Annotated in this window: 14 protein-coding genes; 9 read left to right on the top strand and 5 right to left on the bottom strand. The window is 70.6% G+C overall.

The window, feature by feature from the left end; genetic code table 11:
• The first annotated feature begins 8 nt into the window (after positions 1-8).
• Positions 9-1,130 carry a phosphoserine transaminase gene (serC, locus tag ACFTWF_RS06250; protein ID WP_378460397.1) on the top strand — a complete coding sequence of 374 codons (1,122 nt, stop codon included), beginning with the start codon at positions 9-11 and terminating at the stop codon, positions 1,128-1,130.
• A gap of 64 nt (positions 1,131-1,194) precedes the next feature.
• Here serC and ACFTWF_RS06245 read toward each other — a convergent pair whose 3' ends face one another.
• Positions 1,195-1,680, bottom strand: a complete 486-nt coding sequence (locus ACFTWF_RS06245) for a nucleoside deaminase (RefSeq protein ID WP_185725498.1) — start codon at positions 1,678-1,680, stop codon at positions 1,195-1,197.
• Between the two features lie 223 nt (positions 1,681-1,903).
• Between ACFTWF_RS06245 and sepH the strand changes: the two genes are divergently transcribed.
• Both sepH and ACFTWF_RS06235 read left to right on the top strand, forming a co-directional pair.
• Complete coding sequence (sepH, locus tag ACFTWF_RS06240; RefSeq protein ID WP_378460396.1) at positions 1,904-2,761, top strand: septation protein SepH; 858 nt, start codon at positions 1,904-1,906, stop codon at positions 2,759-2,761.
• 71 nt (positions 2,762-2,832) lie between these two features.
• Positions 2,833-3,603: a DUF6928 family protein gene (locus tag ACFTWF_RS06235; RefSeq protein WP_378460395.1), complete on the top strand. Its 771-nt coding sequence runs from the start codon at positions 2,833-2,835 to the stop codon at positions 3,601-3,603.
• 15 nt (positions 3,604-3,618) lie between these two features.
• On the opposite strand, the gene ACFTWF_RS06230 is transcribed toward ACFTWF_RS06235, so the two are convergent.
• A complete protein-coding gene (locus ACFTWF_RS06230) occupies positions 3,619-3,909 on the bottom strand; it encodes a DUF2537 domain-containing protein (RefSeq protein WP_378460394.1) in 291 nt (96 codons plus the stop codon).
• 2 nt (positions 3,910-3,911) lie between these two features.
• Complete coding sequence (locus ACFTWF_RS06225; RefSeq protein WP_378460393.1) at positions 3,912-4,718, bottom strand: TrmH family RNA methyltransferase; 807 nt, start codon at positions 4,716-4,718, stop codon at positions 3,912-3,914.
• Positions 4,719-4,814: 96 nt separating this feature from the next.
• On the opposite strand from ACFTWF_RS06225, the gene ACFTWF_RS06220 reads away from it, so the two are divergent.
• From ACFTWF_RS06220 to ACFTWF_RS06195, 6 genes are all read left to right on the top strand, one after another.
• Positions 4,815-5,654, top strand: coding sequence for an SDR family NAD(P)-dependent oxidoreductase (locus ACFTWF_RS06220; protein WP_378460392.1), 840 nt, complete (start codon positions 4,815-4,817; stop codon positions 5,652-5,654).
• A gap of 45 nt (positions 5,655-5,699) precedes the next feature.
• Entirely contained in the window at positions 5,700-6,593 is an 894-nt protein-coding gene (locus ACFTWF_RS06215; protein WP_378460391.1) for an AAA family ATPase, read from the top strand.
• 5 nt (positions 6,594-6,598) lie between these two features.
• Positions 6,599-7,714 carry a VWA domain-containing protein gene (locus tag ACFTWF_RS06210; protein WP_378460390.1) on the top strand — a complete coding sequence of 372 codons (1,116 nt, stop codon included), beginning with the start codon at positions 6,599-6,601 and terminating at the stop codon, positions 7,712-7,714.
• 94 nt (positions 7,715-7,808) lie between these two features.
• Positions 7,809-8,339 (top strand): (2Fe-2S)-binding protein, encoded by a 531-nt coding sequence (locus ACFTWF_RS06205; protein ID WP_378460389.1) that lies wholly within the window; start codon positions 7,809-7,811, stop codon positions 8,337-8,339.
• A complete protein-coding gene (locus ACFTWF_RS06200) occupies positions 8,336-10,711 on the top strand; it encodes a xanthine dehydrogenase family protein molybdopterin-binding subunit (RefSeq protein WP_378460388.1) in 2,376 nt (791 codons plus the stop codon). Before ACFTWF_RS06205 ends, ACFTWF_RS06200 begins: the two co-directional genes overlap by 4 nt.
• Positions 10,708-11,562 carry an FAD binding domain-containing protein gene (locus tag ACFTWF_RS06195; RefSeq protein WP_378460387.1) on the top strand — a complete coding sequence of 285 codons (855 nt, stop codon included), beginning with the start codon at positions 10,708-10,710 and terminating at the stop codon, positions 11,560-11,562. Before ACFTWF_RS06200 ends, ACFTWF_RS06195 begins: the two co-directional genes overlap by 4 nt.
• A gap of 14 nt (positions 11,563-11,576) precedes the next feature.
• Here ACFTWF_RS06195 and ACFTWF_RS06190 read toward each other — a convergent pair whose 3' ends face one another.
• On the bottom strand, positions 11,577-12,905 hold the full coding sequence (locus ACFTWF_RS06190) for an MFS transporter (protein WP_378460564.1): 1,329 nt from the start codon (positions 12,903-12,905) through the stop codon (positions 11,577-11,579).
• 235 nt (positions 12,906-13,140) lie between these two features.
• Positions 13,141-13,572 (bottom strand): MarR family winged helix-turn-helix transcriptional regulator, encoded by a 432-nt coding sequence (locus ACFTWF_RS06185; RefSeq protein WP_378460386.1) that lies wholly within the window; start codon positions 13,570-13,572, stop codon positions 13,141-13,143.
• Positions 13,573-13,603 lie beyond the last annotated feature (31 nt).

Genomic DNA, 13,603 nt, shown 5'->3' with positions numbered 1-13,603 from the left:
AAGTAGCGATGACCTCCACACCGATCATCCCCGCAGACCTCCTGCCCGCCGACGGACGGTTCGGCTGCGGACCCTCCAAGGTGCGTCCCGAGCAGCTTCAGTCGCTGGTCGAGGTGGGCGCCTCGGTGTTCGGCACCAGCCACCGCCAGAAGCCCGTCAAGGACGTCGTCGCCAGCGTGCGGTCCGGCCTCGCCGATCTGTTCTCCCTGCCCGAGGGCTACGAGGTGGTGCTCGGCAACGGTGGCACCACCGCGTTCTGGGACGCTGCAGCCTTCGGCCTGATCCGGGAGAAGTCGCTGCACCTCACGAACGGTGAGTTCAGCTCGAAGTTCGCGTCGGTCGCCAAGAACAACCCGTTCATCGGCGACCCGATCGTCGTCTCCGCCGACCCGGGCAGTGCTCCCGAGCCGGTCTCGGATCCGTCCGTCGACCTCATCGGCTGGGCGCACAACGAGACGTCCACGGGTGTGGCGATCCCCGTCTCGCGTCCCGCGGGCTCGGAGAACGCGCTCATCGCCATCGACGCCACCTCCGGCGCCGGCGGCCTGCCGGTGAACGTCGCCGACGCGGACGTGTACTACTTCGCCCCGCAGAAGTGCTTCGCCGCCGACGGTGGCCTGTGGATCGCGCTGATGAGCCCCAAGGCCCTCGAGCGCGTCGCGGAGATCAAGGACTCGGGGCGCTGGACCCCCGACTTCCTGTCGCTGCCCATCGCCGTCGACAACAGCTCCAAGGACCAGACGTACAACACCCCCGCAGTCGCGACGCTGCTGCTGCTCGCCAACCAGATCGAGTGGCTGAACGGCAAGGGCGGCCTGGACTGGGCCACGTCACGCACCGCCGATTCGTCGTCGCGCCTGTACCAGTGGGCCGAGGCGAGCGAGTACGCCACGCCGTTCGTCACCGACCCCGCCCACCGTTCGCAGGTGGTCGGCACCATCGATTTCGACGACAAGATCGACGCCGCCCAGGTGGCGAAGATCCTGCGTACCAACGGCGTCGTCGACACGGAGCCGTACCGCAAGCTGGGCCGCAACCAGCTGCGCGTCGGCATGTTCCCGGCCATCGACCCCGAGGACGTCTCCCAGCTCACGAAGAGCATCGACTGGGTCGTCTCGCAGCTCGGCTGAGACGCGGCACTACACATGCGTCAGCCCCAGGCACCGCGGTGCCTGGGGCTGACGGCGTTTCGGGTCAGTCCGTGTCGAGGAATCGGTGGAACGGTGCGAGCGCCTCGTCGCCGAGATGCGGTCCGCTCACCTCGACGTCGACGCTCGCCGAGTCGAGCACGTCGCTGCAACCGAGCGTGAACCGTGGCCCGTCGGCGAGTATCCGGGAGAAGTCCGCGGACGACGCCGCGTAGACCACCCGGGTGATCCCGGCCCACACCATGGCCGCGCTGCACATCGGGCACGGCTCGCCGCTGGCGTACATGGTGGCACCGACGAGATCGTCCGTTCTGCCTTCACCGCAGGCGGTGGTGATCGCGTCGAGTTCCGCGTGCTCCGTGACGTCGGCGGACGTCGCGACGGAGTTGGCGCCCTCGCTGATCACGTGGCCGTCGGCGCCGACGGCCACCGCACCGAACGGCCTGTTGCCCGCGTCGCCCGTCTCGTCGGCGAGTTCGATGGCTCGCCGCAGGTGGGCGAGGTCCACGTCGTCGATATCGCTCTGGCTCATCGACTTTGTCCACTTCTGTTCCGGCGCCCCGTTCCCGGGCTGTGTCGATCAGTATGCGCGCCGCGGCGGGGTCCGCGAGGCCGGTCGCGAAACGTCGAAGCGTAACGCGGGCGCGACGCCGGGACGGGATTTGCCCGCGCGTGTCCTGCTGCGCGGGCCGTCACGAATGAATTACAGTTGCCCAGGTGCAAAGTCGCGAGCCGGCGCGATAAGGAGGTCAAACGTGCGAGAGCTTCGAGTGATCGGTCTCGAGCCCGATGGATCGCACGTCGTGTGCGCTGATGCCAGTACCGGCGAAAAATTCCGGCTTCCCGCCGATGACAAACTCCGCGCCGCATCCCGCGGGGACATCGCTCGACTCGGCCAGATTGAGATCGAAATGGACAGTCAGCTCAGGCCCCGCGAAATCCAGGCCCGCATCCGTGCCGGTGCCTCCGTCGAACAGGTCGCCGACGAGGCAGGCATCCCCCTGGCGAAGGTGGAGCGATTCGCCTATCCGGTTCTGCTCGAGCGTTCCCGTGCGGCCGAGATGGCGCAGGGCGGACACCCCGTTCGCGACAACGGCCCCGCCGTCCCCACTCTCGCCGAGATCGTGACGCAGGCGTTCCGCGCCCGGGGACACAACATCGACGACGCCACGTGGGACGCGTGGCGCGACGAAGACAATCACTGGGTCGCCCAGCTGCAGTGGCAGGCCGGACGGACCACCAACGCGGCGCACTGGCGGTACCAGCCGGACGCGCACGGCGGCACCATCGTTGCGCTCGACGACACCGCCTTCGACCTGATCGACCCCGACTTCGGCCGCCCGCTTCGCGGATTGGCGCCGGTGGCGCCGGACGAGCCGGAGCAGCTCGAGCTCGCCGAGTTCCCCGCCGAGGTGGAAGTGCCGTCGATCGAGCCGGAGGTCGTCGTCGAGGCCGACGTCATCGAGGAGCCCGGGAACGAGCCCGCGCCACCCGAGGAGCCCGCCGCCCCCAAGGTCGCACCGCACCAGACGAACAACAAGGACAAGCGCGGCAAACCCGCACTCCCCTCCTGGGACGACGTCCTGCTCGGGGTCCGCAGCAGCGGACGCTGATCGTCTGCGCGGTCGGCAGGCCGAAAACCCGGACGGGTCGTACTCTTTCAGGAAGACGCCGGGAGAGAGGGATGACCGTGGGGGCCAAGGTATCAACGATCTGGTACGTCGATGTCCCCGACCCCGCAGCAGTTCTGCGCGTCGTTCCCGAGCCTGACCTCGCCGCCGCGCAGGCACTCGCCTCCCGTCTCCATCCCGATCTGGTGGCCACCCCGACGGGCCCGATTCCGCTGGCCGAGGCCGTCGCGGTCGACGCGGCCGGGACCGTCCACATCGGGTCCTACCCCGGTGTCACCGTCGTGTGCGGCCCCGACCTGGCCGTTCCCCGGCCGTCGAGCCTGCCCGAAACACGGGTCCGGCCCACCGAATTCGCGAAGACGTACTACGTGGCGTCCAAACCCGACCTCGCGTGGGGTGCGTTCGCGATGTGGGAGGACGGGCACCTGACGCGGTCGTTCAGCGCGACGCCGGTCCACATCCACGAGGATCTCGGCATCCCCCTGGTGTGGGAGCGGCCGTATTGGGCGGGCGACTTTCCGCTGCAGTACCCGCCGGGGATCCTGCCCGATCCGCAGTCGCTGCCGTTCCACCCGCAGCAGTTCGCGGAGGGCGCCAACCGCGAGTGGCTCGGATTCCGCTATACCGGTGCGCCGGCGAGCGCCGAGCTCGATCCGAAGACGCTCACCGTCGTCGGATTCACCGTCCACCCGCCCGGTGAGGTCCGGGAGGTCGAGGAACCGCCCGAATCGGAACGGCCCGCCCCCGAGCCCGGTCCCACTCCCGCACCGCCACCGGCCGCCGCACGGAAAGGCGGATCGCTCCGTCGCTATTTCGGATTCTGACCGGTCCGTCCGGGGTTACGCGGCGCCGGCGAGCAGCGCGATCCACCCGGTGAGCACCCCCGCCGCGGCGCCGTACACCAGCCACCGCCACACCGGCGTCCGGCGCAGTCGCCACGCCGACGGGGCCACCCCGGCCACCACCACGAGTTCGAGGAACACCGCGAGCACCGCGTTGATCCGGCCGAGCTGCGAACCGAAGGCCATCACCGCGACGGCCACCAGCACTGCGGCGAAACCCGCGACGAGAAGTCCGGTGAACCACGGCGTCGCCGTCGGCGGCGGATACGGGGAATGAGGGTGCAGCATTCTCACCGGCCCGTTCGGACGCGCTCGTAGAACGCCATCGCCGCCGCCGTCGCGACGTTGAGCGAATCCGTTCCGGGTGCCATCGGGATGCGCGCACGAACGTCCGTGGCCCGCATGGCATGTTCGGTGAGGCCGGGACCCTCGGCACCGAGCAGCAGGGCCACCTTCTCCCCCGTCATCGCCTCGGCCAGGGTCGTCGCCTCGGGATTCGGTGTCAACGAGATGAGCTGGAAACCGCGCTCCCGCAACGCATCCAGATCGTGCGGCCACTTCGTCACGTGCGCGAACGGCACCCGGAGGACGTGGCCCATCGACACCCGGACCGCCCGGCGGTACAGCGGGTCGGCGCACCCCTTGCCGAACACCACGGCGTCGACGCCGAGCCCCGCGGCGTTGCGGAACATCGAGCCCAGGTTCTCGTGATCGTTGACGCCCTCGAGCACCGCGACCGTCCGGGCCCGATCCAGCACGTCGGACAGTTCGAGGGGCTCGGGCCGCCGCGCCGCCGCGAGCACGCCCCGGTTGAGGTGGAACCCGACGACCTCGGCCATGACGTCGGCCGTGGTCCGGTAGAACGGCACGTCCACGCCCGCGAGATCGTCGGCGAGTTCCTCCAGCCGCCGGTCTACGCCGAGCAGCGCGATCGGGTCGAACCGCGACGCCAGCAGTCGCTGCGCCACCAGCACACCCTCCGCGATCACCAGCCCCTTGCCCTCGGGAAGGTCGGGACGCCGATCCGAGGAGTTGAGATCGCGGAAGTCGTCCAGCCTGCTGTCGGCCGGATCTGTTATGTCGATGACGTGAACCACTGGTCCATCGTGCCGTATGCGCGACGTCACAGCGGCAGAAGGTGGCAGGTCTGGTCGCTGTTGACTCCCCCGGACGGAGCGCGAAAGCTCGAAGTCGTGAAGCAGCTGCGGGGGCGCACGGCCCTGGTGACGGGTGCCTCGGGCGGACTCGGGCGTGTCCTCGCCCTCGCTCTCGCCCACGAAGGCGTCGGCGTCGCGGCGTCCGGTCGGCGTGCCGACCGGCTCGCGGACGTCGTGGGGGAACTGCGCGCGCTCGGGGTGCGCGCGGAGGCCGTGCCCGGTGATCTGACCGACCCCGGTCAGGCCGAGTCGCTGATCGCGCGCGCGGAGGCGGCGGTCGGCCCCCTCGACCTGCTCGTGAACAATGCCGGGGTGGAGAACGTCTCGGCGTTCACCCGGCTCGACCCCGGCGAGCTCACCGCCATGGTCGACGTGAACCTCACCGCCCCAATGCTTCTCACCCGGCGAGTGCTGCCCGGGATGCTCGACCGCGGCCGCGGTCACGTGGTGTTCATCTCGTCGCTGGCAGGAAAGATCGGACCGGCGTACTGCGCGCCGTACGCCGCGACGAAGGCCGGCCTGATCGGTCTCACCGAGTCGCTGCGCGCCGAATACGCAGGCTCGCCGGTCGGCTTCTCCGTCGTGTGCCCCGGATTCGTCGCCGGCGACGGCATGTATCAGCGGATGACGGAGCGGGGTGTCAGGTCCGGCCGGATCACCGGCGAGACCAGCCCGGAGAAGGTCGCCGCCGCCGTGATCCGGTCGATCCGGCGTGATCGGCCCGAGATCGTCGAGAGCGGAGCGCCGATCCGCCCGGTGCTCGCGCTGGCGCAGATTGCGCCGGGACTTGTCGAACGGCTGGCGCTGCGGTTCGGCGCCACCGCGATGTTCCGGCGGTTGATCGAGGACCGCGGCAGGGTGGAGCCGGGCCGTTGACCCGAGTCGCGTACCCGGGCGGCGACACTCACCTAGGCTCGCGGCGTGAGTGATTCCACGCCGACGGTCGGTTCGCCCGCGGAACTGGCGCAGGCACTCGACGCCACCGGCTACCTCGCCGACGACGGCGTCGCGATGGCCGCGTTCCTGGCCGTGCGGATGGGACGTCCGCTGTTCTGTGAGGGCGAACCCGGCACCGGTAAGACGTCGCTGGCGACAGCGTTGGCGGAGGCGTTCGGGCTGCCGCTGATCCGCCTGCAATGTCATGAGGGAATCGACGCCGCGCAGGCTCTCTACGACTGGGACTTCCCGAGGCAACTGCTGCACCTGCGGACACTGGAGGCCGCGAGCGACGGCGGGCTGGAGGTCGACACCGTCGAACGCTCGCTGTACACCGAGCGGTTCCTGCTGGCACGGCCCCTGCTGCGCGCGCTGACCGAAGCGCCGTGTGTACTGCTCGTCGACGAGATCGACCGGGCCGACGACGAGTTCGAGGCCTTCCTGCTGCAGGTGCTCGACGAGAACGCCGTCACCATTCCCGAACTGGGCGAGGTGCGGGCCGCGACGCCACCGCTGGTGGTGCTCACCTCCAACCGCACCCGCGAGGTGCACGACGCCCTCAAACGCCGCTGCCTCTACCACTGGCTCGAGCACCCCGACCTGACGCGGGAGGTCGCGATCCTCCGCCGCCGCATCCCCGGCATCGGACCCGACCTCGCCGGTCAGGTCGCCCGCGCCGTCCACTCCCTGCGCGAGATGGAACTGCTCAAGCCGCCAGGTGTCGCCGAGGCGCTGGACTGGGCGCGGGCACTGCGCGAACTCGACCGGGACGTGCTCGACGCGGAGACCGCCGCGGCGACACTCGGCGCGGTGCTCAAGTACCGGGAGGACCTCGAACGGGTGGCCCGCGCCGGACTGGACCGGCTCCTGGCGGGGTGACGCCCGTGTCCACACCGCCGGATCCCGGCGACCCGCTGGTGGGGGTCGCCGGGTTCGCACACGCCCTCGCCGCGGCCGGACTGCCCGTCGCATCGGACGCCGTCGCGGCGTACGCCCGGGCGCTGCGGCAGGTCGACGTGGGCGATCCCGGGCAGGTGTACTGGGCGGGTCGGGCGACGCTCTGCCGCGGTCCCGACGACATCCCGCGGTACGACTCGGCGTTCGCGGGCTGGTTCGGCGGCGACGTCCCGGCGCGCACCCCACGGTCGGGTGAACTCCCGCGCCGCGCCCGGATCGCCGCGCTGACCACGTCCGACGGCGGCGACGCCGAGGGCGGTGGGCCGCAGTTGAGGGTCGCGGCGGACGACACCGAGGTGCTGCGCCACCGCGACATCGCGGAACTGACCGCGGCCGAGCGCGCGCACCTCGCCGAACTGATCGCGGCCCTGCGTCCCCGGCCCCCGTCCCGGCCGGCGATCCGGATGCGCCCGGCCCGGCGGGGCGTCGTCGACCCGCGGCGCACGGTGCGGCACATGCTCGCCGCGGGCGGCGAGACGGTGCGGCCGAGCCGGCACCGCAAGGCCACCCGGCCCCGCCGGGTGGTGCTGCTGATCGACGTGTCCGGTTCGATGAGCCCCTACGCCGACGCGTTGCTGCGGTTCGCGCACGTCGTCGCCCGCGGCAATCCCGCGGGGACGGAGGTGTTCACGCTGGGCACCCGGATGACCCGGGTCTCGCGGGCACTGCGGGTCCGCGACCCGGAAGTGGCACTGGCCGCCGCGAGCCGGGCCGTGCCCGACTGGGCGGGCGGCACCCGACTCGGCGAGACGCTGCGCGCGTTCCTGGACCGCTGGGGGCGGCGCGGGGTGGCCCGGGGGGCCGTCGTGGTGATCTTCTCCGACGGCTGGGAGCGCGGCGACCCGACCCTGCTCGCGGAGCAGATGGCTCAGCTGCGGCGGCTCGCCCGCACCGTGCTGTGGGTGAACCCGCACGCCGGGGCGGACGGCTACGAGCCGGTCCAATCCGGTATCGCGGCCGCCCTGCCGCACACCGATCGCCTGCTCGCCGGTCACAGTCTCGCGACGCTGGAGGAACTGCTCGAACTCGTGCGCCGGGCGTGATCGAAAAGGAAACGGTTCCCCCATTTCGGGTGCTGTCCGCCCTCCGTCGGCGCAGAGTAGGACGTATCACCCGAGGCCCTGTTTGGGAGGCGCGATGCGCATCACTGTCACCGTCGACGGAACGGCATACACGGACGACGTGGAGCCGCGACTGCTCCTCGTCCACTATCTTCGGGACCGGCTCGGCAAGGTCGGCACCGTCATCGGCTGCGACACCGGAAACTGCGGGGCCTGCACCGTCCATCTGAACGGTCACAGCGTGAAATCCTGCTCGGTGCTCGCCGTGCAGGCCGACGGCGGCGACGTCCTCACCGTCGAGGGCCTGTCCCGGAACGGGACGCTGCACCCCGTGCAGCAGGCCTTCCGCGACAACCACGCGCTGCAGTGCGGCTACTGCACTCCCGGCATGATCATGCAGACGCTGGATCTGCTGGCAGAGGAGCCCGACCCGGACGAGCGGGCGGTGCGGCTGGGTTTGGAAGGCAACCTGTGCCGCTGCACCGGGTACCAGAACATCGTCAGCGCGGTCCAGGATGCGGCGCAGCGGTTGCGCGGCGGCGGGGCCACGGAATCCACGACGGCGGAGGCAGCGAAGTCCGACACCGCGCCGGGAGGTGCGCGATGACCGCCACCGCCGAACCGGAGATCGGCAAGGCCCGCACCCGCAAGGAAGATGAGCACCTGGTCACGGGTCGCACCCGCTGGACCGACAACCTGGTGCTGCCCGGAATGCAGCACCTGGCGATCCTGCGCAGCCCGTTCGCGCACGCCCGCATCACCGGAGTCGACACCGCAGCGGCGCGCGAGATGCCGGGCGTCGTCGCCGTCCTCACCGGTGCGGATCTCGCCGACGAGCAGGGCAGCCTGCCGTGTGCGTGGCCGATCACACCCGACATGAAGTCGCCGCCGGCACCATCCCTTGCGGTCGACGGGGTGAATTTCGCCGGCGAGGCCGTCGCGGTCGTCGTGGCGCGCAGCGCGTACGAGGCGCACGACGCGCTCGAGGCGATCGACGTCGACTACGACGAACTGCCGGTGGTCCTGGACCTCGCCGCCGCGGCCGCCGACGGCGCCGACCTCGTGCACCCGGATCTCGGGACGAACGTCAGCGCCACCTGGACGTTCGATTCCGCGGAGGCCGGGTCGGGTGGCGACGTCGAGCAGGCCATCCGCGACGCCGAGGTGCTCGTCGAGCGCACGTTCCGGCAGCAGCGGCTCATCCCGGCGTTCATGGAACCGCGCTCGGTGGTCGTCGACCCGACCGGCGCGCAGATCACCGTGTGGTCGGCCACCCAGATTCCCCACATCCTGCGGCTGATGCTGGCGATGACGCTCGGCATCCCCGAGCACAAACTGCGCGTCATCGCGCCGGACGTCGGCGGCGGTTTCGGCGGCAAACTGCAGGTGACGCCGGAGGAAGTGATCGCGCTGCTCGTGGCGCGGCGCCTCGGCAAGCCCGTGAAATACACCGAGTCCCGCAGCGAGACGATGCTGGCGGCCCACCACGGGCGCGACCAGATCCAGAAACTGACCCTGGCCGCCCGCCGGGACGGCACCGTGACCGGGATGAAGGTGGAACTGCTCGCCGACATGGGCGCGTACCTGCGGCTGGTCACCCCCGGAGTCCCGATCTTGGGCGCGTTCATGTTCAACGGGATCTACAAGTTCCCGGCGTATCACTTCTCGTGCACCAACGTGTTCACCACCAAGGTGCCGACCGACGCCTACCGCGGCGCGGGCAGACCGGAGGCCACGTTCGCCATCGAACGGATGATGGACGAACTCGCGACCGAGCTGTCCCTGGATCCGCTGGAACTGCGGGCGAGGAACTGGATCACCCACGAGGAGTTCCCCTTCGACACCGTGGCGGGCCTGACGTACGACTCCGGCAACTACGAGGCCGCCACCGCGCGGGCGCGGGAACTGTTCGACTACGACGGCCTCCGACGCGAACAGTCCGAGCGCCGCGAGCGGAACGACCCGGTGCAACTGGGCATCGGGGTGTCCACGTTCACCGAGATGTGCGGCCTCGCCCCGTCGCGGACCCTCGGCGCCCTGGCCTACGGGGCCGGCGGGTGGGAACACGCGGCGATCCGGATGCTGCCCACCGGCAAGGTCGAGGTGGTCACCGGTTCCTCCGCGCACGGTCAGGGTCACGAGACCGCGTGGAGTCAGGTGGTCGCCGATCAGCTGGGGGTTCCGTTCGAGGACGTCGAGGTGCTGCACGGCGACACCCAGGCCTCGCCGCGCGGCATGGACACCTACGGTTCGCGGTCGCTGGCGGTCGGGGCGATCGCGGTGGTGAAGGCCGCCGAGAAGGTGATCGCGAAGGCCCGGCCGATCGCGGCGCACCTGATGGAGTGCGCCGAGGACGACCTCGAGTTCACCGCGGGCCGGTTCCGGGTGAAGGGCACCGAGAAGGCGGTCGGCATCGCCGACGTCGCGCTCGCCGTGTTCGCCGCGCACGACCTGCCCGACGGTGTGGAGCCCAACCTGGACTCCGAGGCCACGTACGACCCGGAGAACTTCTCGTTCCCGCACGGCACCCATCTCTGCGCCGCGGAGGTCGACACCGAGACCGGCAAGGTCCGCATCCGCTCGTACGTGTGCGTCGACGACATCGGGCACGTGGTCAACCCGCTGATCGTGGAGGGACAGGTGCACGGCGGACTCGCCCAGGGCATCGCGCAGGCCCTGTTCGAGGAGGCGGTGTACGACGAGTCCGGCACCCTGCTGTCGGGTTCCTTCGCCGAATACCAGGTGCCGTCGGCGGCGGATCTGCCGTCGTTCACCACCGGCCGCACCGAGACCCCCGCCACCGGTAATCCGCTCGGCGTCAAGGGCGTCGGCGAGGCGGGAACGATCGCGTCCACCCCGGCCGTGGTCAACGCCGTCCTCGACGCCGTCCGCCAATTCGGGGTGCGGGACATCGAGATGCCCCTGACGCCGATGCGGGTCTGGCGTGCCGTCCACACCGCCCAGGGAGGCGCCCGATGATTCCACCGACCTTCGATTACGTCGCCCCGACCTCCGTCGACCAGGCAGTGGCCGCGCTCGCCGAGGCCGGCGAGGACGCCAAGATCCTCGCGGGCGGGCAGAGTCTGCTACCGGTCCTGCGGCTCCGGCTGTCGTCGCCGAGCGCCCTCGTCGACCTGGGCCGGATCGGCGAGTTGCGCGGCGTGCGCGAAGACGGGGACAGCATCGTGATCGGCGCGATGACCACGTATTACGACGTGATCCGCAACCCGCTCGTCCACGAGCACGCGCTGCTGCTCGTCGAGGCCACCCGCACCGTCGCCGATCCGCAGATCCGGCACCGCGGCACGCTGGGGGGTGCGCTGGCGCATGCCGATCCGGCGGGTGACCTGTGCGCCCCGGCGCTGGCACTCGACGCCACCCTGACCGCGGTGGGCACCGCGGGCAGACGGAGCATTCCGGTCGCCGACTTCTTCGAGGGCTACTACACCACCGCGCTGCAACCGGACGAGATCCTCGTGGACGTGCGCATCCCGAAGCACACCGGCTGGGAGGCCAGGTACGAGAAGTTCAATACCGTCGCGGAGGCGTGGTCGATCGTGGGCGTCGCCGCGACGATCCAGGTCGACGGCGGCACGATCCGGCAGGCCCGGGTTGCGCTGACCAACATGGGGTCGGTGCCCGTGCGCGCCCGCGGTGTCGAGGATGCGCTCGTCGGCAACGCCGCGGACCCGGAGCTGATCCGGGCGGCGGCCGAACACGCCGCCGAGGGCACCGACCCGGTCACCGACGGACACGCCGACGCCGAATACCGCAGCCACCTCGCGAGAGTGCTGACCCGGCGGGCCGTCGCGGAGGCCGTCGGCGCCTGAGCTGTCGGCACCCGTCAGGACCGCGGGTCGCGGCTCGCCTCCACCGCCTGCTCGGTGGCGTCGCACACCACCACCGGGCGCGGGTCGACGTTGTGCAGTTCGAACACCGGGAGGTAGCGGCCGGCGTCCGGTCTGCGCACCTTCAGCCGCACCCGCTGGTGCCGCATCAGGTACAGGGCTGCGCCGATGCCGCTGATCAGGGAGATCGCGCCGCCGATCACGAGCGGCGCGCGGGGGTCGAGGACGTCGGCCAGCCATCCCAGAACGGGACTGCCCAGCGGGGTGCCGCCGAGGAAGCAGAGCATGTAGATGCCCATCACCCGGCCGCGCATCTCGGACGGCACCGACATCTGCAGGATGTTCATCGCCGCAGTGGTGAATGTCAGGGTGAGTGCACCGGTGGGGACGAGCATGATCGCCACGAGAACGTAGGTCGGCATCAGGCCGACCAGGACCTCGAAGGCGCCGAACCCGGCCGCCGCCCCGAGGAACGTGCGCAGACGCGGTGGCGTCCTGCGTTTCGCGGCGATCGTGGCGCCGGCGAGAGTGCCGACGGCGAGGGTCGTCGACAGCAGTCCGTAGGCGTCCGCGCCGCGCTCGAACGTGTTGCGGGCGAGAACGGCGAGACTGATCGGGAAGTTCAGTCCGAACGTCGACACCATGAAGATCGCCACCATCAGCACCCGGAGATCGGCCCGGCCCCACACGTACCGGAAACCCTCCCGGACCTGCCCCTTCCCGCGTTCCGCCTGGGGTGCGGTGAACAATTCGCGGGCGTTCATCATCAGCAGGGCGATCAGCACCCCGGTGAACGTCCCCACGTTGAGCAGGAACACCCAACCCGTGCCGATGAGGGTGATGAGCACACCGGAGATCGCCGGGCCGATGATCCGTGCCGTGTTGAACGTCATGGAGTTCAAGGCGATCGCATTGGGCAGCGAGTCCTTGCCGACCATCTCGATGGTGAACGACTGCCGCGCCGGCGCGTCGATCGCGGACGCGCAGCCCATCACGAACGCGATGAGGTAGACGTGCCACAGGGCGACCAGTCCGCCGACGTCGAGCAGGCCGAGGACCAGCGCACACAACGCCATCGACACCTGCGTCGCGATGAGGATGCGCCGCTTGTCGTACCGGTCGGCGAGGACGCCGCCCCACACGGACAGGAACAGGGTCGGGCCGAACTGCAGGGCCATCACGATCCCGACCGCGAGAGCGTTGCCGTTCGACAACGTCAGGACGAGCCAGTCCTGCGCCACCCGCTGCATCCACGTTCCGACGAGGGAGACGATCTGCCCCGACGCCCACAACCGGTAGTTCCGGGTGCGGAGAGCGACGAACATGCCGGTCTTCGGCTGAGCTGAGGCGGGGGTCTCGGATTCGGGCGGCACCCTTCCATCTTGCTCCCGGTCCCGGTCCGGCACCGACCGGCCCTGCGCGTGCGCCTACGGCACGATCGGTTGGGAAGCCGATCACGTTCTCCGACAGGGAGTTTCCTCCGCTACGGCGCGGGCACCGATGGCCGGGCAGCCGAATGCCGTTGCACTACTGGGGAGCTGCCCTCGGGCTGCGCCGGGACTACTCCGAGTCGGCGACGATGGCGGTGATGATCCCGACCGCGTCGCGGAGCGTCTTCAGCTCGGACTCGTCGAGCCCGGACAGCCGCTCGTTCATCCACGCCTCGCGGGCGTGGGTCTCGTCGGCGATCAGCGCGTGACCGGCGTCGGAGAGTGTGACGATGATCTGCCTGCCGTCGGTGGGATGCGGCGCCCGCTCGACCAGCCCGAGTTCGACCAGCGAGGCGATGACCCGGGTCATCGACGGCGGCTGGACCTTCTCACGAGCCGCGAGATTGCCCGGCGTCATGGCGCCGTCGCGGGCGAGGGTGGCCAGTGCCGACAGCTGGGTCAGCGATACCTGGGCGTCGACGCGGCGCCCACGCAGGTGACGCGTGAGGCGCACGACAGCCAGGGAGAGGTCGCTGGCGAGTGCTCGCGTATCCGTGGTCACGAGAATGACAATACGGGACCGATCGGCCGCC

The organism is Rhodococcus sp. NPDC056960 (assembly GCF_042674125.1).
Lineage (GTDB): Bacteria > Actinomycetota > Actinomycetes > Mycobacteriales > Mycobacteriaceae > Rhodococcus_F.
The sequence above is the reverse complement of the archived record's forward strand: the minus strand, read 5'-3'. Positions and strand labels throughout refer to the sequence as shown.

Bases quoted from the DNA above. Each gene is read 5' to 3' on its own strand.
- ACFTWF_RS06245 (WP_185725498.1), bottom strand. From the start codon at position 1,680: ATGAGCCAGAGCGATATCGACGACGTGGACCTCGCCCACCTGCGGCGA.
- ACFTWF_RS06205 (WP_378460389.1), top strand. From the start codon at position 7,809: ATGCGCATCACTGTCACCGTCGACGGAACGGCATACACGGACGACGTG.
- ACFTWF_RS06190 (WP_378460564.1), bottom strand. From the start codon at position 12,905: ATGTTCGTCGCTCTCCGCACCCGGAACTACCGGTTGTGGGCGTCGGGG.
- serC (WP_378460397.1), top strand. From the start codon at position 9: ATGACCTCCACACCGATCATCCCCGCAGACCTCCTGCCCGCCGACGGA.
- ACFTWF_RS06235 (WP_378460395.1), top strand. From the start codon at position 2,833: ATGACCGTGGGGGCCAAGGTATCAACGATCTGGTACGTCGATGTCCCC.
- ACFTWF_RS06200 (WP_378460388.1), top strand. From the start codon at position 8,336: ATGACCGCCACCGCCGAACCGGAGATCGGCAAGGCCCGCACCCGCAAG.
- ACFTWF_RS06195 (WP_378460387.1), top strand. From the start codon at position 10,708: ATGATTCCACCGACCTTCGATTACGTCGCCCCGACCTCCGTCGACCAG.
- ACFTWF_RS06230 (WP_378460394.1), bottom strand. From the start codon at position 3,909: ATGCTGCACCCTCATTCCCCGTATCCGCCGCCGACGGCGACGCCGTGG.